The organism is Bordetella ansorpii, assembly GCF_900078705.1.
Classification (GTDB): Bacteria; Pseudomonadota; Gammaproteobacteria; order Burkholderiales; family Burkholderiaceae_B; genus Bordetella; species Bordetella ansorpii_A.
The window spans coordinates 50,507-71,232 of the sequence record NZ_FKIF01000004.1 but is presented as its reverse complement, the minus strand read 5'-3'; the positions used below and the strand labels follow the sequence as shown (position 1 = coordinate 71,232).

The following is a 20,726-nucleotide window of genomic DNA, read 5'->3' as shown; positions in this document are numbered from 1 at the left end:
TGTTTCATCTCGGGTGGCCGGAGATCAGCGCCCGCTACAACGCAGTGGGTCGCTTCGGGCGCATCTCGGAGGTCGCCACCCGCATCGCAGGGCAGCTTTCCGGCGAAGGCAACAGCGCGGCCTTCAGGGAGTTCGCGTGGCGCTTCGTCAACATCATCGCCCGCGCATTGGTAGAGCTGGGGCAGCGTCCGGACTACATGCTGATCCAGCGCCACGTCATCAACATCGACGCGCTGTTTCTGGAGTACGCCCAGCACTACTTCGCTAAGCATGAACCGAAGGCTTGGGAAATCATCGTCCAACTCGAAGCGAAACTGAACGACAAGAACATCCCGCGCAACATGATCGGGCGCGAGAAGCGCGTCGTGGCGCTGGAGCAGTACCTTTCCCAGGCGCGCAACTACGACCCGGTGCTCGACGGTCTGCGCTCGGCGGTCCGCTACGACAAGACGTACTTCGACAAGATCGTCGCCAGCCTGTTGCCGCTGCTGGAGAAGCTCACCAGCGGCAAGATCGCCCAGCTTCTGGCCCCGAACTACTCCGACCTGACGGACCCGCGCCCGATTTTCGATTGGATGCAGGTGATCCGAAAGCGCGCCATCGTCTATGTGGGCCTGGATGCGCTCTCCGATGCAGAGGTTGCCGCAGCGGTCGGCAATTCCATGTTCTCCGATCTGGTGTCGGTCGCAGGCCACATCTACAAGCACGGGATCGACGATGGCTTGCCGGGGGCATCGGCTGGCACGCGCGTGCCGATCAACGTCCATGCAGACGAATTCAACGAGCTGATGGGCGATGAATTTGTGCCGTTGATCAACAAAGGCGGCGGCGCGGGGCTGCAAGTGACCGCCTACACGCAGACGCTCTCCGACATCGAGGCCCGCATCGGCAACCGCGCGAAGGCCGGTCAGGTCATCGGGAACTTCAACAACCTGTTCATGCTGCGCGTGCGCGAAACCGCTACAGCCGAACTGCTGACGCGACAACTGCCGAAGGTCGAGGTCTACACCACCACCATCGTGAGCGGCGCGACCGATAGCTCGGACATTCGCGGAGCTACGGACTTCACCTCGAACACTCAGGACCGGATCAGCATGTCCAGCGTGCCGATGATCGAGCCATCGCACGTCGTCGGCCTGCCCAAGGGCCAGTGCTTCGCGCTACTGCAGGGCGGCCAGCTTTGGAAGGTCCGCATGCCACTGCCGGCACCGGACCCCGATGAGGTCATGCCTCAGGATCTGCAACAGCTCGCGGGCTACATGCGCCGGAGCTACAGCGAGGCCACGCAGTGGTGGGAGTTCACCAGTTCCCCTGCCTTGCAGGATGCGGCCTTGCCCGATGACCTGCTGGATGATGCTGCTCCGGCCGAGCCTGCTGCGGTGGCCACCGACACCGACCACAGTGCCGACGAGGCCGCGCCATGAAGGACACCGCCTCGACCGCGCTGCGGGAGCAGAACCAGCGCCAGGGTCTGATCGTCGGCACTATCACCTTGCCGTTTCGCTTGCTCGGGGTGCTGATCGGCTCGCTGCTGTTCTCGATCGTGGTGGAGTGCGTCGGCATGCACCTGTTCTGGAAGGACCAGGGCTGGCGGCACTCCCAGCAGATGTTGCAATACGAACTGGGGCACCTGTCGGGGCATTTCCAGCGCAGCGTGGTGGTGCAAGAGCCAGGGCGCACGGCGCACGAGCTGGTGGATACCGGCTACGAATGGGTGTTCGTGCGCTCGGGGCTGCTGGACCGGATGAACAAGACCGCCGAACGTGCCCGCGTGCCCAGCCACGGACAGGCGCGCAACTTCCGTTACTACATCAGCCAGGTCTATGTCTGGACAGAGAGCTACCTGATCGCCGCGGCCTTCACCATGTTGACCTTCCTGGTGCGCCTGTTGGTGCTGCTGCTGACCCTGCCGCTGATCTTCACGGCGGCATTCGTCGGCCTCATCGACGGTCTGGTGCGGCGGGACGTGCGACGGTTCGGCGCGGGCCGGGAATCCGGCTTCATCTACCACCGTGCGAAAGCCAGCCTGATGCCACTGGCCGTGCTGCCGTGGGTCACGTACCTGGCACTGCCCATCTCGGTGCATCCGCTGCTGATCCTGCTGCCCAGCGCCGCCTTGCTGGGACTGGCCGTGAGCCTGACGGCGGGGAGCTTCAAGAAGTACCTCTAGGCCATCAATCCGGTTGTGGGCGAGTTCCTATTGTTTGCGGCCTAAATCCACCTCTTTCTCCACGATCGAGCCATTGCTGATCACACAGGAATGGCTCGATGTTGGCTCCGATCTGGCAGCGCGCCGCGCATTGCGGCGTGCCCACTTTTCTCGTGATGGCCCTCCTGCTGGGCCAGTCCCCGATGACGTTGGCCGAGTCCCCGGCGCAGCGCCAGGAGCTGGCTGCCGCGCTGCGCCAACTCGATGCGCTGGAGCGCACCGTCGCCGACAGCGCCTCGCATACCCCGATCCAGCCGGGCGAGCGCTACCACTTCGATTACCCGCGGCTGCTGGCTGACCTGGCGCGTGTGCGCGCCGGCATCCAGGCCCATCTCACACCGTCGCGTGCCCAGCCGCGCGATCTCTCTGAACTGGCCGGCAGCTACCGCACCGAGCGGGCAGCCGAGCCACTGCCGACGACGACTGCGCAGGGCAAGCCATGAACGGCGCCCAGGTCTCGGCATTTCAAGCCAACAGCGGCATCGCGCCTTCCGCGATGGCGACCGTCCTGGTCGGCGTCGTGTTCGCGGTCCTGCTCGTCTGGGGCGTCTGGGCCATCCGAACGGCCTACGTGGGGTGGTCCGAGAGCCGCCTCAACCAGCGCCAGTTCCTCGGCGTCTGCATCCGCTTCGTCGCGATGTACCTCGTACTGACGTTCTTCCTCCTCTCCTGACCTGAAAGGCCCGACCATGCAGAACCGCATCCTCCATTCCCGTCTTGCCCAGCGCGCCGCCGTGGCCCTGGGCACCGCCGCGCTGCCAGCGCTGTCGTTCGCACAGGGCCTGCCCCAGTTGGAGAACCCGACGCGCGGCACCGGCAACGGCATCATGGAGACCATCCGCAACTACGGCTACGACATCATCATGCTCGTGGCCCTGCTGGTGGTGGCATCGATGTTCATCGGCGTCTGCTACCACGCCTACGGCACCTACGCGGAAATCCACACTGGCCGCAAGACCTGGGGCCAGTTCGGCCTTACGGTCGCCATCGGCGCAGTCCTGCTGGTGATCGGCATCTGGCTGCTCACCGAAGCCACCGGCATCCTGTAAGGCGTGGCCGGTATGTCCGAGCAGCAGCACGTCCGTGCGGACGGGACCGTCACGTTCCTTCCGCACCGGCTCAACCGCCATCCCATTGTCGTGCGCGGCCTCACCGCCGACGAGCTGTGGATCTGCTGCGGCCTGTCCGGCGCCGCCGGCCTGCTGGTCGGCGCGCCGCTGTCGTGGGTGTTCCGCACCATCGCCATCGCGCCGACGTTCGTCGTCCTGGGCGTGGCCTTCGGCGTCTTCATCGGCGGCGGCATCCTGCGCCGCCTCAAGCGCGGGCGCCCCGACACTTGGCTGTACCGGCAACTGCAATGGCGCATCGCCACGCGCTATCCGCTGATGGCAGGCTGGGTGGGCGGCCATGTGCTGATCTCGCGCTCCGGCTTCTGGACCACCCGAAGGTCTGCTTCAAGGGGGGCACGATGAGTCGCTTCAAGAACGAGATTGCCCACCTGCAGGCGCACATCAGGACGCTTCGTCTGGGTGCCGGTGCGCTGGTCATCGTCGCCCTGGTCATGGGCGGCGGCTGGTGGAGCGCCCCGCGCGATCTGACCATCCATGTCCCGCCCGACCTGCGTTCCGGTAGCACCCGCAAGTGGTGGGAGGTGCCGCCCGAGTCGGTCTATGCGTTCACGTTCTACGTGTTCCAGACCCTCAACCGCTGGCCGACGAATGGTGAGGAGGACTACACGCGCAACCTCCACACGCTCTCGCCATACCTCACCCCATCCTGCCAGGCCTTCCTGCGCGCCGACTACGACTACCGCCGCAGCACGGGCGAACTGCGCCAGCGCGTGCGCGGGATTTATGAGATCCCCGGTCGTGGCTACGGCGACGACCCCACGGCGCGCGTGCGCGTGGTCTCCGACCGCGACTGGGTCGTGACGCTGGACATTAGCGCCGACGAGTACTACGGCGCCGAGCAGATCAAACGCGCCCTGGTGCGCTACCCCATCAAGGTCACGCGGGTGGACGTCGATCCCGCGCGCAACCCGTTCGGCCTGGCGCTCGACTGCTACGACGGCACGCCCCAGCGCATCAGCGCACCGGAGCCGACGCGCCCGGCATCCGGCGGCCTGTCTCCGCAAGCGCCTCAAGAAGGAAACTCCCCATGAAGCATCCTGTACTCGCGCTGTTGGGGCTGCTGGCCTTGGCTGCGGCTCCTGCTGTCCATGCGGTGGAAATCCTGCGCTGGGAACGCATGCCGCTGGCGGTTCCGCTGAAGGTCGGCCAGGAGCGCATCGTGTTCATCGACCGGAACGTCCGCGTGGGCGTGCCCGCAGGCATCGGCGAGCGCCTGCGCGTGCAGAGCGCGGGCGGCGCGGTGTACCTGCGTGCCAACGAGCCGATCGAGCCAACGCGGCTGCAACTGCAAGATGCCGACACGGGCGCCCTGATCCTGCTCGACATTGCGGCTGAGCCACCCAAGGACGGCGAGGCCGAGCTGGAGCCGGTGCGCATCGTCGAGGGCAACAGCCCCCCGGCGCGCTACGGCGATCAGCCCGGCGATGCCGACGAGACCCCGGCACGCACCCAGGATCACGCCGGCACGCGGTCGGCGCGGCGCGAAACCCCGGTGCCGGTGGTCCTGACGCGCTTCGCCGCGCAGAACCTCTACGCGCCACTGCGCACCGTCGAAGCCTTGCCCGGCGTCATGCGGGTGAACCTGCGCCGTGACCTCGATCTCGCCACGCTGATGCCGACGCTGCCTGTTCGTGCGATCGCGATCGCGTCGTGGCGCCTGGAAGACCAATGGGTCACCGCCGTGCGTCTGACCAACCGTGGCGCGGGTTGGGTCACGCTTGATCCGCGCGTGCTGCAGGGCGATTTCCTCACCGCCACCTTCCAGCATGAGGCACTTGGCCCCCGCGGAACGCCCGAGGACACGACCGTCCTGTACCTGGTGACGCGCGGGCGCGGCCTGGCGCAGTCGCTGCTGCCCGCGATCCAACGCTTCGACCCAGCCGTGCATCTGCCGCAGCCGCAATCTCCGCCGGAACAGGGACGCGAAGCTACGGAAAGCCAGGAGGCCGGCCATGCGCAGTAACGGACTTCTGAAGTGGTTGCTGATTCCCGTGGTCCTGCTGGTGCTGTTCATCGCCATCCGGCTGTTCTCGGGTGGAAGCGCGTCGGTGCCACCCGCTGGGGATACCAGCGCCCAACTCACGCCCGAGGAAATGAAGGCGCTGGGCATCGAGGGCGATACGCCCCGCGATACGGTTGCAACCCTGGTGGCGCAGGTGAAGCAGTTGCGCACCGAACTTCAGGGCGCGCTTTCGGACAACAAGTCACAGCGCGAGGAGAACCAGCGGCTGCGCCAACGCGAGAACGCCATCGACCAGCGCATCAATTCAGCCCTCGAATCCGAACGGTCCAACCTGCGCCGTGATCAGCAGCAGGCGGCCAGCGAGCGCCAGCAGACCGAGGGGCTGCTCGCCGATCTGCAGCGCCGTCTGGACGGCATCGGCGGGCGCGGCGGCCATGCCGATCTGCCCGTGGGCCTGGGGTTGCGGGATGGCGACGAGGCTGGAATGGAAGGCGGCATGCGCTGGGTCGAGCCGGACGACGCCAAGCCCGCTGAAGGGCGCAATGGCGGTCGCGGCACGGGCAGCGCCATGAACTTCCCGACGAGCTTCGGCCCCGCGCAGGGCACGCTGGAGAGTGCGGCGGAAACCGCAGCGAACGCGGGAGCCCGCGCCGCAGGCGTCAAGAGCGCCAAGCCTGTCTATACCGTGCCGACGAACTCGACGCTGATGGGGTCTGTCGCGATGACGGCGCTCATCGGCCGTGTGCCGATCGATGACACGGTGAACGATCCCTATCCGTTCAAAGTCCTGGTCGGGGCGGACAACCTCACCGCGAATGGCATCGACATCCCCGACGTGGCCGGCGCCGTGTTCTCCGGCACCGCCTCGGGCGACTGGACGCTCTCGTGCGTACGCGGCCAGGTGCGCAGCATCACCTTCGTCTTCCACGACGGCACGATTCGCACGGTCCCCGATGACCGCGACGGCAATCAGCAGAACAGCCAGCAGCAGAACGCTCAAAGTGGGGGCCTGGGCTGGATCAGCGATCCCTATGGCATTCCCTGCGTCAGTGGGGAGCGGCGCAGCAACGCCCAGCAGTACCTCGGCTCGCAAGCCCTGATCACGGCCGCTGGTGCCGGTGTGGCCTCACTGATCGACAGCGACAGCGGCCAGATGTCCTACGTGGGCGCTGATGGCTCCATCGGTAGCGTCGGCATCTCCGGCAACGAGGCCATGGGCCGCATTCTGGCCGGCGGCGTGCGCGACATGGCCGACTGGGTGAACAAGCTGTACGGCCAGGCCTTTGCCGCCGTCTACGTCCAGCCCGGCGCGAAGGTCGCCGTCCATCTCGAAAAACCGCTCGCCATCGACTTCGATGCCGAAGGCCGCAAGGTCGATCACCGCGCAGGAGAAAGCCATGCACTCGAACTTGACTAACCCGGCCCGGGGCCTGGTGCTGGCCGTTGCCGTCGCCGTACTCGGCGGCTGCGCCACCAGCAAGGAAAAGCTGCTGCCCCACGGCGACAGCACGATGATGGACATCTGGCAGCGGGAGGCCGGTGATAGCGGCGGCAGGGCCGGCCAGGTCGCGGGCAGGCAGTTGCTCGATGCACGCCAGAGCCTGCGCCGGCCTCTGACCGACGCTGACGTGCTGGCCGCGCCCGCCGAACAGATGCGCTACACGCGCACCGCACGCAACGAGGTCTATCGCCAGTTCCACCGGCTGCCCAATCCCGATCTGGTCATGTACGTGTACCCGCACCTGTCGGGCACGGACCCTGTCCCTGTGCCAGGCTACAGCACGGTCTTCCCGCTGTATCAGCGCATCCAGTACGCCATGCCCGGCGAGCGCGTGGAGGACTACTGATGCGGTGGAAACTCTCCTGGCCGAAGCTGGCCGCATCCGGCGCAGGCGAAGACGAACAGCCGGACGGCTGGCAGCGCCACGTCGAGACCTTGCGCCAGGCTGGCATCCCGGAACCCGGCGCAGCGGTCCAGGGCCGCAGGCCAGCGACCGTGGCCGACGAGAAAGCGCTGTATGACGTCGCGCCGTCGTTCGTGGAATTGCTGCCATGGGTGGAGTTCCTGCCCCAATCGAAGTCCATGCTGCTGGAGGACGGGCAATCGGTGGCCGCGTTCTACGAGCTGGTGCCCCTGGGCACCGAGGGCCGGGAACCCGGCTGGCTTGCCCATGCCCGCGATGCGCTCGAAAACGCCTTGCAAGACAGCTTCGATGAGCTGGACGAGAACCCCTGGGTGCTCCAGCTCTATGCCCAGGACGAACCCAACTTCGATCAGTACATGCAGACCTTGCGCGACTACGTGCAGCCGCGCGCCCGCGATACGGCCTTCACCGAGTTCTACCTGCGCTTCTTCGGCCACCACCTGCGCGCGGTGGCCAAGCCGGGCGGGCTGTTCGAGGACACGGTGGTCACGCGGCTGCGCTGGCGCGGACAGACGCGGCGCGTGCGCATGGTGGTCTATCGCCGTGCCACCAGCCAGGCAAGCCGCCGCGGCCAGACGCCCGAGCAGATGCTCAATATCGTCTGCGACCGCCTGTGCGGCGGGTTGGCGAACGCCGGCATCCAGGCCCGGCGCATGGTCGCGGCCGATGTCCACGACTGGCTGCTGCGGTGGTTCAACCCTAACCCCACGCTGCTCGGGCCTGGGGCGGAGGATCGGGAGCGTTTCTACGCACTGGCACGCTACCCCGACAGCATCGGGGACAGCGAAGACGGCGAGATCGAACTGGCGAGTGGGCGTGATTTCAGCCAACGGCTGTTCTTCGGCCAGCCTCGCTCCGACGTGAAGCACGGAACCTGGTCCTTTGACGGCATGCCGCACCGCGTGCTGCTCACCGACCGCTTGCGCATGCCACCCGGCACGGGGCACCTGACTGGGGAGACGCGCAAGGGCGATGCCATCAACACGCTGTTCGACCAGATGCCGGAAGACACCTTGATGTGTCTCACCATGGTCGCCACGCCACAGGATGTGCTGGAAGCGGACTTGAACCACCTGGCGAAGAAAGCCGTGGGCGAGACGCTGGCATCAGAACAAACGCTCAAGGACGTGCATGAGGCGCGCTCCCTGATCGGCAGCGCGCACAAACTCTACCGGGGAACGCTGGCGTTCTACTTGCGCGGGCGCGACGAGGCGGAACTGGATCGGCGCGGCCTGGACCTGGCAAACGTCATGCTCAATGCCGGCTTGCAGCCCGTGCGCGAAGACGACGAGGTGGCGCCGCTCAACAGCTACCTGCGCTGGCTGCCGTGTTGCTACAACCCCGCCCAGGACAGGCGCAAGTGGTACACGCAGTTGATGTTCGCGCAGCATGTTGCGAACGTGTCCCCGGTATGGGGCCGCGCTCAGGGCACTGGACATCCGGGCATCACCTTCTTCAATCGCGGCGGGGGCAGCATCACGTTTGACCCGCTCAACCGCCTGGACCGGCAGATGAACGCCCATTTGTTCCTGTTCGGCCCCACCGGCAGCGGCAAGAGCGCAACGCTCAACAACCTCTTGAACCAGATCACGGCCATCTACCGGCCACGGCTTTTTGTGGTGGAAGCCGGCAACAGCTTCGGCTTGTTCAGCGATTTCGCCAAACGCCTCGGCCTGACCGTGAACCGGGTCAAGCTGGCTCCTGGCTCGGGTATCAGCCTCGCGCCATTCGCGGACGCGCGCCGGCTGATCGAAACACCCAGCGATGTGCGGACGCTTGATGCCGATGCGCTGGACGAAGACCTGCCGCCGGATGCCACGGTGATCGAGGCGGACGAACAGCGCGATGTCCTCGGTGAACTGGAGATCACTGCGCGGCTGATGATCACGGGCGGCGAGGACAAGGAGGAAGCCCGGATGACGCGGGCCGACCGCTCGCTGATCCGCCAGTGCATCCTTGATGCTGCCGAGCACTGCCACGGTGGTGGTGGTAGCGAGAAGCGCACGGTACTTACGCGAGACGTGCGCAACGCGCTGCGCGAACGCGGCCAGGACCCGACGCTGCCCGAGATGCGGCGCGTGCGGCTGCTGGAGATGGCGGACGCGATGGATATGTTCTGCCAAGGCACGGACGGCGAAATGTTCGACCGCGACGGATCTCCGTGGCCGGAGGCCGACATCACCTTGGTCGACCTGGCAACGTATGCCCGCGAGGGCTACAACGCGCAGCTTTCCATCGCCTACATCAGCCTGATCAGCACGGTGAACAACATCGCCGAACGCGATCAGTATTTGGGCCGTCCGATCATCAACGTAACAGATGAGGGACACATCATTACCCGTAACCCGCTGCTTGCACCCTACGTGGTCAAAATCACAAAAATGTGGCGCAAGCTGGGGGCCTGGTATTGGCTGGCTACACAAAATATCGACGACCTGCCGCGCGCCGCGGAACCGATGCTCAACATGATCGAGTGGTGGATCTGCCTGTCGATGCCGCCCGATGAAGTAGAGAAGATCGCGCGGTTCCGCGAACTGAGCCCAGCACAGAAGGCGCTGATGCTCTCGGCCCGCAAAGAGGCCGGCAAGTTCACCGAGGGCGTCATTCTCTCCAAGAGCATGGAAGTGCTGTTCCGCGCCGTACCGCCGAGCCTGTATCTCGCGCTCGCGCAAACAGAACCCGAAGAGAAGGCCGAGCGCTACCAGCTCATGCAGCAATACGGCTGCACCGAACTGGAAGCGGCCTTCAAGGTGGCCGAGAAGATCGACCGGGCGCGCGGCATCGAATCGCCCGCCCTGAACCTACCGCAGTAGCAGCCGGAGAACATCATGAAGCCGAAGCGTCCTTCCATCCCGATACAGGTCCAGGCGTACCGCCGTCGCCGTGGGCGGCTTCATTGGCCTTTGGCCCTGGTCGCTGCACTGGTCGCGCTGCTGCTGATCTGGTTCGTGTCCCGGCCGCCCGGCGAATCCTTGCCGCAGCCGCCCACGCCAGTCAGCACGGCCCAGGTCGATGGGCCACCTTGGCAGATGGGCAACCCGGAGGGCCGTTTCACTCTGACGCTCTATGCGGACCTGGAATGTCCGTTCTGCCGGGAGTACTTTCCGCAGATCAAGCGGTGGGTGGGCAGCAACGCCGATGTGGCACTGCGATGGCACCACCAGCCGCTGGCCGCACACGAGCCTGCCGCGTTAACCGAAGCACGCCTGGCGGAATGCGCCGCCGAAGCGGGCGGACATGCCGAGTTCTGGCAAGCCGTCGAATGGGTCTATGCCCATACGCGCAGCGATGGCCAGGGCTTGCCTGATGGGTTGCGTTATCCCGAATCCACGCCGGCCATTGAGCAGTGCATGGCAAGCGGCCGGGCAGATGCCGCCATCCGCGCCCAGGCCGCTGAAGCCACGAAGAGCGGTGTGACCGCCACGCCATCGCTGCGTGTGCTCGATCGCCATACGGGACAAGCCATCCTGCTGCAGGGTCCAGTCGAAGGCGATGCCTTGCTTTCTGCCATGGACATGCTGGCGGTAGGCGAAGGTCCCGCCGCTCAAGCGAGCGAACCGCCTAACACCTCAATGCAGTAACCCCAAAAGAAGGTCGATTTACCGGAGCGAGCGGCATAACGCATGTCGACAATCCGGCTGCTCATTCGGCGGTCTGCTTGCGGGCCTCGCGCACACCCATCTTGAGCACTTCGCGCACACGCACCAGTTGCGCCTCGCGCGGGGTGACCTTCCCTGTTTCCCATTTGTAGACGCTCAGCGACGAGACACCAAGCAAGCTCGCCATTTCCTTCTGGGTCATGCCGAATGCCTGCCGCTTGGCCGCGAGCGCTTCATGGCTGAAAACAAATGCACGCCCCCGGCGCTTGCCTGGTTCCTGGCCGGAGGCATTCTCCGCTTGTTGCTGCGGTGCTTGGCGTCCGGCTGCCGCCATCGTTCTTTCCAGCGCCTTGGCCAGGCTGTGCACCTGGCTCGTGAGTTCCTTGACGTCGCGCTTGAGCGCAGCAATGTCTCCCCGCTGGCTCATTGCCGCCTTGCGCAGAGATGCCATCTCTTTCTTGTTGTCCTTGCGCGCAATGCGAGCAACCTCCGATCTGAACGATTCAGAAAATGCAGTCATGGCCTATGGCTCCGTCGCCGATGAGTTGAATGAAGGTCACTCGCAGAACCAATGCCGCCAAGTGTCCGCCACCCGCAGCAAGCCCCACGTGAACTTACTTACCCGCCTTGCGCTTCGCAGCCTTGGGATCGACAGCCGCCTTGAACCTGGCACCTGCCACGAACTTCGGCACGGTTGACGCAGGGATTTTCAGGGCCGCGCCGGTAGCAGGGTTCTTGCCGGTGCGCGCTGCGCGCTTCGTGGACTTGAAGGTGCCAAAGCCAACCAACTGGACGACATCGCCTTTCTTGACAGCCGTCTGGATGCTGTCGATCAGCGTATCGAGAACGGCATTGGTGGCCGCCTTGGACAGATCGTTCTTGGAAGCAAGGATTTCCACGAGTTCGGCGCGATTCATAGGAATGGGTATCCGGTGAGAGTGAAGAATCATGATTTATAACCGATCGTCAGCTATGTGTCGCCGAAGGCTGTCGCTGAGCCTGCGGACATCGTTTTGCGGCCGAAGCGGTTTGTCGGAATTGCACGGATCCATTCCGGCAATGTAGAAATTCAGCCTTCCTACTTCTCAATAAACCGTGATTCCCGCAATCCCAGGTTGACGCTTGGCACAACCTTTTGTGCCTGAGAACAAGCCAACCATTTCTTTGGGCTGCGTGGTGTCCACTGACAAATAGGACACGCCGGGTTGCGCATTGTTTTCCCCTGAAGAACCTGCATCAGCGTCTCATAGGGATCTGATCAATTTTAGGGGCAATCGACATGTCGGCATCTCATTCACGGTTCGCTCCGGGCTGGCGAACTCTCGGCCTGACCGTGGCACTGCCGGCCGCCCTGGCGGTTTTCAGCCCGGCCACCTTCGCTGCGGACGTGGTGGTCGTCACCGACAGCCATCACCCGGTCAAGGCCATGGGCGGCGAGCGGCTGATCGAGTTGGACGAAGCCCGCCAGATTGAAGCGGAGCTTTCAGGAGATCTGCCCACCAATCCCGAGCAGGCCACGGCCATCGTCAAGCGCCGGCTCTCCAGCGGCGGCGCTGATCTGCAGCGCCGCATCGCCTCCGCATACCAAGGCGTCACCGATGCCTGGAGCCTGGGCGTCACCAGCATTCCAGCGATCGTGGTGGACCAGCGCTACGTGGTCTATGGCGAGCCAGATGTGGCCCGCGCCGTAGCGCGCATTGAACAGCACCGGAGGGCCCAGCCGTGACTCGTTCATTTGACCTGATGCGCCGCTTGCGCGCAGGCGTGGCGTCCGTACTGCTGCTCAGCGCCACGGGCAGCTACGCCCTCAACACCGCCACCATCGTCGGCTCGGTGGCATCGCCCGACTGTCTCGAATATCGCGTCGTTGGCATCTGCTACTGGCTCTACTGCACCTGGACCGGCTGCACGGTACGCACGTCCATCAAGGTGCGCCACTACGTTCCCGATGCGGTCGTCTCCAGCTACAGCAACACCGGAGAGAACCCCTGGATCGAAGTTCGTGCCATGAGCACGCCCAACCCATCTGCCCAGGCCGGCGGGGACGGAACGACGAACGAAGACCATGAGAACAACCTCGCGAAGTTCAAGAACGCGGATGTGATCGGCCATCCTGGTTCTCTGGTCTTCAGCGAGTTCGCTTCATCGTCCGGCTACATCTGCGAGGGTGCAGGCACGGCATTCATGCCGTATCTGCTCAGCACCCTGGACACGCTGGCCTGGCGCTACAACGTACCGGAGATGGCCTACCCCGAAGCGCTGATTCCAGGGATGCGGGAGATCGGCGCACGCACCACGTTGAACCTTTGGGGCAACGTGTATCCACGCGGTGGGTTCCTGCACCAGAGCGACGACCACAAGGCAGGCGCGGTTGTTGCCCAGCGCGCGGGCGATGTCGTCACGCGCCGCGGGCAGATCCACGTCTACCAGCCGCTGCTCGCCAATTCGCGGCCCGGCTACTGGCCTGCCGGCGCACTGGTGGAAGGCGATGCCTCGACCGGCAAGTGGCAGGAACTCACCCCTGTTCTGTCCTCGTCCTGCACGGTCTTCCCTCGCAGCGGCTTCCTGACCCAGGCCCAGCAAGGCGACTACGCCTGGGCGCTGTGGCGGCCGTATGCCTGCTGCGAACGCCGCGGACAGGTGTTCCTTGGCAGCGTTGATTTCCTCTGAGGTGACGCGATGAAGCATCGTGAATTCAAACCGTTCTCCGTTCCGGTGCGTCGCGCGAGGAACGCTCTCGCGTTGGCGAGCGCACTGACGCTGGCAAGCGGCGTGGCCTGGGGCCAACTGGGCTACCAGACCAGCGGCAACGTCATCGGAGATGACGTCATGTACTCGATCGGCGGCGGCAGCGCGGTGTCCATGGGCCATGCGGCCGGCATGCGCTCGATCGGCGTCGGCGTAGGCTGGAACAGCAATCTGATCTGCGGTGACATGAGCATCCAGACCACGCTGAAAAACCAGCTCAACGGTATCACCAACGGCTTCCAACAGATCATGTCGTCTGTGATCCAGAGCGCCACCAGTGCGGTGGCGTCCCTGCCCGCGCTGATCATCCAGCGGGCCGATCCTGGCCTGTACAACCTGCTCACCAATGGCGTGCTGCAGGCCCGGCTGGATTTCGACCGCTCCAAGCTGACGTGCCGGGCCATGGCCGAGAGGATGGCCGACACGGCGGGCGGCCAACTCGGATGGAGCCAGATGGCCGAAGGTATGGCATTGCGCGATGCCGTTTCGAGTACCGATGCGGTCTCGGCCATCGAGCAGGCCGAAACGCGGCGGGGCAACGACGGAGTGCCCTGGGTGGGGGGCAGCAATGCTGGCGGTTCGGGGCAGTCCGCCATCAAGGTGGTCGGCGACGTCACCCGTGCAGGATACAACCTGGTCAATGGCCGCGGCGTGACCGACACGTCCTCCATCTCGACCGCCAGTTGCGCGAGCCTGTCTTGCCAAACCTGGACCTCGCCGCAACAAGCGGTTGAATGGGCCACGCGGGTGCTCGGGGAGCAGGAGCAGCGCACGTGCGATTCCTGCACCAAGACCGAGACGGTGCCCGGCGTCGGGCTCACGCCTTTGATTCAGGAAGAGTACGAAACCAAGCTGCAGGCACTTCAGGATTTGGTTTCCAAGACCAAGAGCACGACGCCTGAAAACCTGCGCGAGGCTGGCAGTGCTTCGCTGCCCATCACGCGCGGCGTCATCGAAGCGTTGCGCGACGAGCCGGACCAGCACCTGCTGTCGCAACGCCTGGCGTCCGAGGTCGCGCTGTCATCGGTGCTGGAGAAGGCGCTGCTGCTGCAACGTACGCTGCTGACCGGCAAGAAGGAGCCCAATGTGGCGGCCAACGAGCTTGCCGTGGAGGCCGTGAACAAGGAGAGCGACACGCTCGACCGCGAGATCCGCAACCTCAAGACGGAATTGGAACTGCGTCGCGAACTGGCGAACAACTCGCCGATGGCGATCATCCAGCGGCACAGCACGCGCGCGGCTGGGTCGCGCGGTATCTATCAGGGCGATCCGGTGCCTGACCGCCTCGACCAGTTGCGGAAGGGCAACCCGGGAGGCAACCCATGAGCCCGTTGCGCGCGAGCGGACTGCGGCCACGCCAACTGTTCAGCCGGCGTGCGGCGAAGGCGCTGCTGTGGACGGTAGTGATCGTGGCTGCCGTCGTGGGCGTCAACATCGCCGGCATCTACCTGGTCGGCAGCGTCGCTGGCTGGGAGCGGTGGCTGGCGGCCACTGCGGGCTACTTCCTGGTCTGGCGGCTGTGCCTGTACGGTGCGACGGCCTACGGCTGGGCGTGGATGCGCCGCCGGCTGTTGGCGTGCGAGGCCGATCCCACAGCCGTGCAACAGGCGCGGCGCCGCCTGCTGCGCAGCGAGGTCGCCGGCATCGTCGCCATCGTGGCGCTGGAAACCAGCCTGCTGATGCAGGGTTGAGGGAGGATTCGGGCCATGACGCTTTTTACGACAGATTACCTGGAGTACTACCTGACCCTGGTGTCCTGGATCGTCCACAACGGCATCTGGGCGGTGCTGGTATCCAGCGGGGTGTTCGCATTACCCTTCGTGGCGATCATCGTGCAGGAATGGCTGAAAGCGCGTTCCGAAGGCGCCGACGAAGGCAACAAAGGCGTACTCTCGGCCGCACGTATCGAGAACCGCGTGTTCGTCGCCATCGTGGTGGTGATGTTTGCCGGAATCCCGTTCATCGACGTCGACCTGAACACCATCAAGTACGACAACTCGCGCTCGACCCAATGCCAGGTCAGCGTACCGCTTCCCGCCGACACGGGCTGGTCGCAGTCCTTCAGCACCATTAACAATCAGTCAGCGAAGGTGCCGGTCTGGTGGGGGTTCATGCACGCACTCTCGCGCGCCGTTACCGGCGCTTCGGTGGCGGCAATCCCGTGTGGGACAGACCTGCGGCAGATGAGGATGGAAATCGACGCAACCCGCATCGACGACCCGGTACTGGCTCAGGAAGTGGTGGATTTCAGCCAGGATTGCTACGGGCCAGCCCGTGCCAAGCTGTTCATGCAGCGTCCGGACCTCGATGAGGATCAGATGCACGACGTGACCTGGATCGGTTCGCGGTATTTCACTGACACGGGCGGCTACTACGACAGTTATCGGTCCAGCACGGCACGGGAGTCCTGGCCCTATGACAGCAGCCGGGATGCGGGCTTGGCGCAGGTCGCCAACGGCGGCGGCTATCCGACCTGCCAGCAGTGGTGGGCCGATGGCAGCAACGGCCTGCGGGCACGGCTGCTCGGGCAAGTGGACCCGAGCCTTTTGAACCGCCTGGCGGGCTGGGCCGGGTTCCTGAGCCGCACCGAGGTTGACGACTCGGTGATCCGCGCGATCGCTTCGCCGCGGCAGCAGAAGCTGAACCAGGGCAGCGTCTATACCGACTATGGCGGCCAGATCGACAAGACCTTGCCGAACATCGTGACCCGGGCCACGGGCGACGTCGGGATGGCGGTCGGGGCGATTGCGGCGTTTCCCGCCATGGACGTGGTGCGCCAAGCTTTGCCCATGGTGCTTGCCTTGCTCAAGATGGCATTGGTCATCTGCATTCCGCTCGTGCTGGTCGTGGGCACCTACGACCTGAAGACGGTCGTCACTGTCAGCGTCGTACAGTTTGCGCTGTTCTTCGTCGACTTCTGGTTCCAGCTCGCGCGCTGGATCGACAGCACCATCCTCGATGCGCTCTACGGGTGGGGCTGGGGATGGAACCGGCCGCACAGCAATTTCGACCCGGTGGTGGGGCTGAACAACGCCTTTGGTGACATGCTCTTGATGTTCGTCATGGGCACGATGTTCCTGGTGTTGCCGACCTTCTGGGTCGCAGCACTGGGGTGGGCAGGTGTTAGGGCCGGTGCGATTGCACAGAATCTCGCGACGGGATCAAAGGAAGCGAAAGACAGTACTTCATCGGGGGTCAACAGGGTGACGCGCTGAACGCCTAGTCGTCATACGGATTGTTCGGGTCGTGCGGGTCGAGACGATGTCCGTCGGACGAATACAGGCCGAATCCTGCTTCACCATGGCGCAGTTCGTCTCGTGGCAGCGAGAAGTCATCAGTGCCTTTGCCAAGACCGCGAGCCACAACCAACAGGCACACCAGCAGCAGTGCCGGCCAGAAAGCAACGTACAACAGCAGTCCCAGCACAACCAGCTTGACCGCCCACAGCAGTACGGTGGTGCCCGTCACCGGAACTCCCTTGGAGACCAACCAGTTCGACGTGCGCCGCTCACCGTGCGCGTAAGCGCGCCACCCTCGGCCAAAGGCTCGGCCGATGCGTTCTGCGAAGCTGATGCGGGTTGTAGTGTTCATGGTCGTCTCCTGCTGCTGAGGAAGATTTATTCCAGTTTGCTCCACGTCATTCGGTTCGGGGCTTCAATGTGTTCTCTTGCTGTTTCAGGGCGCTTCGTCCGGCTCCACCGGGCCGGGGTCAGGTTCCACGCCGATGCGATAGGCGGCAACGAAACGCGGCCAATCCACATGGTCAACCAGGTCGATGTCCTCGATGACGCTGACCTTCGTTCCCGCACGCTCGAACAGAGCGATGCTCGTGTCGGGATAGTTGTTGCGCGACGGATAGAGCAACCCGTCGAACAGTGGCTGGCCGTCGTCATCGAGCATCGCATGCACCTGGGCAGACACCTGCTGCGTATGCGTGTAGTTGCGGTTGGCCAGCTGCTCCAGATTCAGGCCGAAGTAGCCCGCCATGATGCCCGGCGCCGTGAGGTCGGCCAGGAGCACGTCGGCCATCACGCCTACTGCGCGCACCATCCGGCCCTTAACTTCTTTCAGCGCGATCGAGCGCTCCGTGTCCGCAAGCCACTGGTGCTTGTGAAACACCGACTCCATCAGCGCCGTGGGCAGGTCGCGCCCCAGGTACAGCACGCCATAGTCCCGCGCCGGGTCATCGTAGCGATTGGTGCCGCTGCGGCCATAGTACAGCGGGCTGCCCCGATAGACGATGCGGCTCACATGCTGGAGCAGTTCACCGGCATCGATCAGGAACGAAGGCAGTTCGCGGCTCATGGCGGTCTTGCCTCAATGCACCTGGACGCCCAGCACGTTGAACACCGCTTCGGCCACGTCATCGATCGTGCCATGCGTCACCGCATCCACCGGCGAGCGTCCGCCCAAGCCTTCGAGCGGTTCGGATAGTGCGCGGTAGATCGTCCAGTGGTCGATGCCCTCGACCTCTTGAAGCACGGTTTGGGTCAACTGCTGCTTCACCGGGTCGAGCTGCCAGTCGGGCAGCTTCTGGCCGCGCGGCCCCACATTCAGCGCCAGCAGCCGGCGCGCGAGGATGTCCTTGTAGATCTGCTGGCGCGACTTGTCCGCCAGCTTGGCGTACTCGGGGATCGGCAGGTTGTGCGGCTGGTTGAAGGATTCCAGCAACACGGCGCGGCCTCGCTGGACGTCGGTTTCAGTCGGGGTCCAGCGCGTTTCGGTGCGCAGCGCGGCCGCCTTGCGCGCCAGGGCCTGCTCCACCGTTTCGCCTTCGAGGTTGGCTGGCAGTTTTACCGCCTCCACGCGCTCGTGAATGAACGCCTGCAACTCGGCCGCGAAAGCCGGCGCATCCAGGATTTCAACGGTATCCGCGAAACGGCGCACGTCCTCCACGGTGACGCGCGGCAGACGATCGGCAATGAATTCAATGGCGGTGGGCATGGTCATCTCCCAAGCAGGTTTGAGACAGGATTCACTCTAGTCGCCCTTGTCGCATTTGTCAACTTAGTCGCCTGAGCGAGAGCCTACCTGCCGGGGGTAGCGTCCCCGCAGCATAGGCAGGGGCCAGCGCCAGGTCTCCGTCCAATCCATTCGTGCGGGTTCCACATTGACGCTGGAGACGCAACCCAGGCCCGGCTATACCGAAACGGTTAAAGGCCAAAGGGCCGAAACGGCAAGGGAATGGGGTGCAAGGGGAAAGGCCCTACCTCGAAAAGGCGAAAAGGCCTCCCGGCCGGCCCCCCAGAGGACACCCGCATGCTCTCCCTGTTCCAGCGAAAACGGCCCCCGGTCGCTGCCCCGTCGCCAGCGCCCGCCACCGACCTCCCGAAAGGGTTGCTGCGGCCCGAATCGGCCGCATCGCTGCTGGCAACACCGCGCCGGCAGAAGCTGCTGGAACACATCTGGCAGCGCACGTCGCTGTCGCGGCGGCAGTTCGCCACCCTATACCGCACGCCGCTGGAGCACTACGCCGAGTTGGTCCAACAATTCCCCGCATCGGAAAGCCATCACCACGCTTACCCCGGCGGCATGCTGGATCACGGGTTGGAGATCGTCGCCTATGCGCTCAAGCTGCGGCAGTCCCATCTGCTGCCTATTGGCGCCAGTCCCGAAGACCAGGCGGCGCAGTCTGAAGCCTGGACTGCCGCAGTCGCCTATGCCGCGCTGCTGCACGACATCGGCAAGATCGCAGTCGATCTGCACGTCGAACTGGCCGACGGCAGCACCTGGCACCCGTGGCACGGCCCGCTGCACCAGCCATACCGATTCCGCTATCGCGATGATCGCGAGTACCGCCTGCACAGCGCCGCGACGGGGCTGCTCTACCGCCAACTGCTCGACCGTGAGGCCCTGGACTGGCTCAGCGGCTATCCCGACCTGTGGGGACCGCTGCTCTACGTCCTGGCCGGCCAGTACGAGCACGCCGGCGTGCTAGGCGAACTTGTCGTGCAGGCCGACCGGGCTTCGGTGGCCCAGGAACTGGGCGGCGATCCGGCCCGCGCCATGGCTGCGCCCAAGCACGCGCTGCAGCGCAAGCTGCTCGACGGGTTGCGCTACCTGCTCAAGGAACAGTTGAAACTGAACCAGCCGGAAGCCTCCGATGGCTGGCTCACCGAGGACAGCTTGTGGCTGGTGAGCAAGACGGTCTCGGACAAGCTGCGCGCGCACCTGCTGTCTCAGGGCATCGACGGCATCCCCGCGAGCAACACCGCCGTCTTCAACGTGCTGCAGGAGCATGGCATGTTGCAGCCCACGCCGGACGACAAGGCGGTCTGGCGCGCGACCGTGACCAGTGCGACCGGCTGGTCCCACTCGTTCACCCTGCTGCGCCTCGCTCCCGCGCTGATCTGGGAAGCCGGCGAGCGGCCGACGGCCTTTGTGGGCACGGTAGCGGTCGATGCGACACCCGCAGAAAACGACGTCGGTGCACCGGCCACGCCACCTGTGGCTGGAGCGCCGCCAGCCCCGGAGGGCCAGGAGACGCCGCCATGGGAGGGTGGCAACACCGTCGTCACCGCGTCGCCGCCCACCGCCCAGCCCATGCCTGATGTGATGGAGGACATGCTGGTCATGGTGGGCATGAGCGACACGCCCGACGTTCTCCGGGATGAGCAGACCGATTCAGCCAAAGTTGCTACCGCACGCTCCCAAGTACCCATGCCGACGACTGCCGTGACCTCGCCACCATCGCTTGCACCCATAGCTGCGTCGCCATCCTTGAGCGCACAGCCGTCCGGTGAGCATTTCATGGAGTGGCTGCACCAAGGGATCGCGTCGCGCAAGCTCATCATCAACGACGCGAAGGCGCTCGTGCATACCGTGAGCGATACCGCGTACCTGGTCAGTCCAGGCGTGTTCCAACGCTACGCACAGGAGCATCCGCTGGTGGGCACGTTGGCCAAGCAGGAAAGCCAGCAGGATTGGCAATGGGTACAAAAGCGCTTTGAGCGGCTGCAGCTACATCGCAAGCATCCCAATGGCCTGAATATCTGGACCTCTGACGTCTCGGGCCCAAGAAAGTCCCGCCAACTGCATGGGTATCTGCTGAAGGATGCTTCCCTTGTATTCGCCGAGATACCGCCAAACAACCCCTATCTTTCATTGGCCAAGGAAGGATGAATCATTTCGGAGAAGCCTGATGAGAGAGGG

23 protein-coding genes are annotated in these 20,726 nt (G+C 64.8%); 18 read left to right on the top strand and 5 right to left on the bottom strand.

Going from position 1 to position 20,726, the window contains the following annotated elements; all coding sequences use genetic code 11:
- The 12 genes from traD to A6745_RS10250 all read left to right on the top strand — a co-directional run.
- A partial coding sequence (gene traD, locus A6745_RS10305) for a type IV conjugative transfer system coupling protein TraD (protein WP_066126626.1) occupies nucleotides 1-1,424 on the top strand: 1,424 nt, incomplete at its 5' end.
- The gene (locus A6745_RS10300; RefSeq protein WP_066126613.1) at nucleotides 1,421-2,170 is read left to right on the top strand and encodes a TIGR03747 family integrating conjugative element membrane protein; all 750 of its coding nucleotides are present in this window, start codon (nucleotides 1,421-1,423) and stop codon (nucleotides 2,168-2,170) included. The genes traD and A6745_RS10300, both read left to right, overlap by 4 nt.
- Before the next feature lie 98 nt (nucleotides 2,171-2,268).
- Nucleotides 2,269-2,652, top strand: coding sequence for an integrative conjugative element protein, RAQPRD family (locus A6745_RS10295; protein ID WP_066126612.1), 384 nt, complete (start codon nucleotides 2,269-2,271; stop codon nucleotides 2,650-2,652).
- A complete protein-coding gene (locus tag A6745_RS10290; RefSeq protein ID WP_013520781.1) occupies nucleotides 2,649-2,882 on the top strand; it encodes a TIGR03758 family integrating conjugative element protein in 234 nt (77 codons plus the stop codon). Before A6745_RS10295 ends, A6745_RS10290 begins: the two co-directional genes overlap by 4 nt.
- Nucleotides 2,883-2,898: 16 nt before the next feature.
- A complete protein-coding gene (locus A6745_RS10285) occupies nucleotides 2,899-3,258 on the top strand; it encodes a TIGR03745 family integrating conjugative element membrane protein (protein WP_066126610.1) in 360 nt (119 codons plus the stop codon).
- 12 nt (nucleotides 3,259-3,270) lie between these two features.
- Nucleotides 3,271-3,681: a TIGR03750 family conjugal transfer protein gene (locus A6745_RS10280; RefSeq protein ID WP_066126608.1), complete on the top strand. Its 411-nt coding sequence runs from the start codon at nucleotides 3,271-3,273 to the stop codon at nucleotides 3,679-3,681.
- A complete protein-coding gene (locus A6745_RS10275) occupies nucleotides 3,678-4,370 on the top strand; it encodes a PFL_4703 family integrating conjugative element protein (protein ID WP_066126607.1) in 693 nt (230 codons plus the stop codon). The genes A6745_RS10280 and A6745_RS10275 overlap by 4 nt, the downstream gene beginning before the upstream one ends.
- Nucleotides 4,367-5,302 (top strand): TIGR03749 family integrating conjugative element protein, encoded by a 936-nt coding sequence (locus A6745_RS10270; RefSeq protein ID WP_066126605.1) that lies wholly within the window; start codon nucleotides 4,367-4,369, stop codon nucleotides 5,300-5,302. Before A6745_RS10275 ends, A6745_RS10270 begins: the two co-directional genes overlap by 4 nt.
- Nucleotides 5,292-6,719, top strand: a complete 1,428-nt coding sequence (locus A6745_RS10265) for a TIGR03752 family integrating conjugative element protein (protein WP_066126604.1) — start codon at nucleotides 5,292-5,294, stop codon at nucleotides 6,717-6,719. The genes A6745_RS10270 and A6745_RS10265 overlap by 11 nt, the downstream gene beginning before the upstream one ends.
- Nucleotides 6,700-7,149: a TIGR03751 family conjugal transfer lipoprotein gene (locus tag A6745_RS10260; protein WP_066126602.1), complete on the top strand. Its 450-nt coding sequence runs from the start codon at nucleotides 6,700-6,702 to the stop codon at nucleotides 7,147-7,149. Before A6745_RS10265 ends, A6745_RS10260 begins: the two co-directional genes overlap by 20 nt.
- Nucleotides 7,149-10,040 carry a conjugative transfer ATPase gene (locus A6745_RS10255; protein WP_066126600.1) on the top strand — a complete coding sequence of 964 codons (2,892 nt, stop codon included), beginning with the start codon at nucleotides 7,149-7,151 and terminating at the stop codon, nucleotides 10,038-10,040. The genes A6745_RS10260 and A6745_RS10255 overlap by 1 nt, the downstream gene beginning before the upstream one ends.
- Nucleotides 10,041-10,055: 15 nt before the next feature.
- On the top strand, nucleotides 10,056-10,808 hold the full coding sequence (locus tag A6745_RS10250) for a DsbA family protein (RefSeq protein ID WP_066126599.1): 753 nt from the start codon (nucleotides 10,056-10,058) through the stop codon (nucleotides 10,806-10,808).
- Nucleotides 10,809-10,869: 61 nt separating this feature from the next.
- On the opposite strand, the gene A6745_RS10245 is transcribed toward A6745_RS10250, so the two are convergent.
- Nucleotides 10,870-11,346, bottom strand: a complete 477-nt coding sequence (locus A6745_RS10245; RefSeq protein ID WP_066126597.1) for a helix-turn-helix domain-containing protein — start codon at nucleotides 11,344-11,346, stop codon at nucleotides 10,870-10,872.
- A gap of 94 nt (nucleotides 11,347-11,440) precedes the next feature.
- Nucleotides 11,441-11,743, bottom strand: coding sequence for an HU family DNA-binding protein (locus A6745_RS10240; RefSeq protein WP_066126595.1), 303 nt, complete (start codon nucleotides 11,741-11,743; stop codon nucleotides 11,441-11,443).
- Nucleotides 11,744-12,105: 362 nt separating this feature from the next.
- Between A6745_RS10240 and A6745_RS10235 the strand changes: the two genes are divergently transcribed.
- Genes A6745_RS10235 through A6745_RS10215 form a run of 5 tightly spaced genes read left to right on the top strand, consistent with a single transcriptional unit; the run spans nucleotide 12,106 to nucleotide 16,789 of the window.
- Nucleotides 12,106-12,552: a TIGR03757 family integrating conjugative element protein gene (locus A6745_RS10235; RefSeq protein ID WP_066126593.1), complete on the top strand. Its 447-nt coding sequence runs from the start codon at nucleotides 12,106-12,108 to the stop codon at nucleotides 12,550-12,552.
- Nucleotides 12,549-13,496, top strand: coding sequence for a TIGR03756 family integrating conjugative element protein (locus A6745_RS10230; RefSeq protein ID WP_066126591.1), 948 nt, complete (start codon nucleotides 12,549-12,551; stop codon nucleotides 13,494-13,496). Before A6745_RS10235 ends, A6745_RS10230 begins: the two co-directional genes overlap by 4 nt.
- A gap of 9 nt (nucleotides 13,497-13,505) precedes the next feature.
- A complete protein-coding gene (locus A6745_RS10225) occupies nucleotides 13,506-14,900 on the top strand; it encodes an integrating conjugative element protein (protein ID WP_066126589.1) in 1,395 nt (464 codons plus the stop codon).
- A complete protein-coding gene (locus A6745_RS10220; RefSeq protein ID WP_066126587.1) occupies nucleotides 14,897-15,265 on the top strand; it encodes a hypothetical protein in 369 nt (122 codons plus the stop codon). Before A6745_RS10225 ends, A6745_RS10220 begins: the two co-directional genes overlap by 4 nt.
- A gap of 15 nt (nucleotides 15,266-15,280) precedes the next feature.
- Complete coding sequence (locus A6745_RS10215; protein WP_066126584.1) at nucleotides 15,281-16,789, top strand: conjugal transfer protein TraG N-terminal domain-containing protein; 1,509 nt, start codon at nucleotides 15,281-15,283, stop codon at nucleotides 16,787-16,789.
- Between the two features lie 4 nt (nucleotides 16,790-16,793).
- Here A6745_RS10215 and A6745_RS10210 read toward each other — a convergent pair whose 3' ends face one another.
- From A6745_RS10210 to A6745_RS10200, 3 genes are all read right to left on the bottom strand, one after another.
- Entirely contained in the window at nucleotides 16,794-17,165 is a 372-nt protein-coding gene (locus A6745_RS10210) for a DUF3742 family protein (protein WP_066126582.1), read from the bottom strand.
- 84 nt (nucleotides 17,166-17,249) lie between these two features.
- Nucleotides 17,250-17,879: an RES family NAD+ phosphorylase gene (locus A6745_RS10205; protein ID WP_066126581.1), complete on the bottom strand. Its 630-nt coding sequence runs from the start codon at nucleotides 17,877-17,879 to the stop codon at nucleotides 17,250-17,252.
- A gap of 12 nt (nucleotides 17,880-17,891) precedes the next feature.
- Complete coding sequence (locus A6745_RS10200) at nucleotides 17,892-18,518, bottom strand: hypothetical protein (protein ID WP_003090221.1); 627 nt, start codon at nucleotides 18,516-18,518, stop codon at nucleotides 17,892-17,894.
- A gap of 315 nt (nucleotides 18,519-18,833) precedes the next feature.
- Here A6745_RS10200 and mobH point away from each other — a divergent pair, with 315 nt between their 5' ends.
- The gene (gene mobH, locus A6745_RS10195; RefSeq protein ID WP_066126579.1) at nucleotides 18,834-20,696 is read left to right on the top strand and encodes a MobH family relaxase; all 1,863 of its coding nucleotides are present in this window, start codon (nucleotides 18,834-18,836) and stop codon (nucleotides 20,694-20,696) included.
- Nucleotides 20,697-20,726 lie beyond the last annotated feature (30 nt).